Raw genomic sequence first — 1282 nt, forward strand, 5'->3', positions numbered from 1 at the left:
ACGTCCATGTACATCCCTTACCTCCGGGTCATGCGCAAGCACCAAAGCCCCATCGGCTGCCTGGCGTACGTCGCACTCCACCATCTGACAGCCTAACTTCGCCGCCTCTTGGAAACTACGCAAGGTGTTGGCCGGAAAAGCATGTGGAACCCCTCGATGCCCTACTCCTATACACCCCAAAGCGATACCCTCCTGACTTTGATTCCCGCCTCATTTTACCACCGAGGCGGTCTCCATCCCCTCAAGGCCCCCATCCCCCCGCCCCTCAGAACGAGTGGGAAGTGAAACGCAGGATTTCTCGCCTTCGGCTCGAAATGACAGGTGTATCGCCGGCTCTTCAAGCCCCCACCCCCCCGCCCCTCAAGGCCGACGCCCTCCCCCTCCCCCCATTGGGGAGAGGGGCACCTCGCGGTGGGCGACTCAGCGGCCTGTGTCGTTTCCTTCATCGCCTATCTCTCTGGCCGCTGCATCGCCGTGCGCTAGCACCTCCCGAATCGGGGGAAAGGATGGGATAGGGGGCGAACAAGGCGGGCTTGCGCGCGAATTGACTCTAGAACGGTGAAGCCAGCAGTTTCTACAGCCCCACCCCTACCCCCACAGAACTGGTGGGAAGTGAAACTCAAGATTTCTCGCCTTCGACTCGAAATGACAGGTGTTTATCTCGAAATGACAGATGTTTATCTCACGAGGAATGACAGGCGTCTCTCTTACCGGCTCTTCAAGACGACAGTGCTGCGCTCAAGGCCTCCACCCCCCTCCCCCTATCAGGGAGAGGGGCACCTCGCGGTGGGCGCCTCAGCGGCCTGTGTCGTTTTCTTAATCGCCTATCTCCCTGGCTGCTGCTGTGCCGTCTGCAAGACGAAAGGATGGGATAGGGGGCGAACGAAGCCGAGTTGCTCTACAGACTGCCTCTAGAACCGATTTCATGTCAGTTTCTATCTACTGCAAGGCGCAGCTTCAACAAGCCGAAGCTCGCTTAAGGCACAAGCAGCCGGCACCCCACCCACTGTAAGCTTGTGGTCATCACCAACGCAAAAAAATTTTCCACGCTTGGCAGGATTCGATAGAGGGAAAAGAGAATAGAGACGCGATTTTTCACAACAAGGAGCTGCCCAACATGCTGGCCCGAGTGCTCTCTAGTACCATCCTCGGCATTGATGCCCACGAAATCTATGTGGAAGTGGATGTAAGCCCCGGAATGCCCTCCACCACCATCGTCGGTCTGCCCGATACCGCCGTCAATGAGAGCAAAGAGCGGGTGCGCACCGCCCTGAAAAACTCC

General features: G+C 58.0%; 2 protein-coding genes. One reads left to right on the forward strand and one right to left on the reverse strand.

The window, feature by feature from the left end:
- Positions 1 to 180 (reverse strand): glycerophosphodiester phosphodiesterase (locus VKV29_RS02745; RefSeq protein WP_324199767.1); only part of this gene is annotated, 180 nt, incomplete at its 3' end.
- 937 nt (positions 181 to 1117) lie between these two features.
- Here VKV29_RS02745 and VKV29_RS02750 point away from each other — a divergent pair.
- The coding region (locus VKV29_RS02750; protein ID WP_324199768.1) for a magnesium chelatase domain-containing protein at positions 1118 to 1282 on the forward strand (165 nt) is incomplete at its 3' end.

Source organism: Chthonomonas sp. (assembly GCF_035294165.1).
Classification (GTDB): Bacteria; Armatimonadota; Chthonomonadetes; order Chthonomonadales; family Chthonomonadaceae; genus Chthonomonas.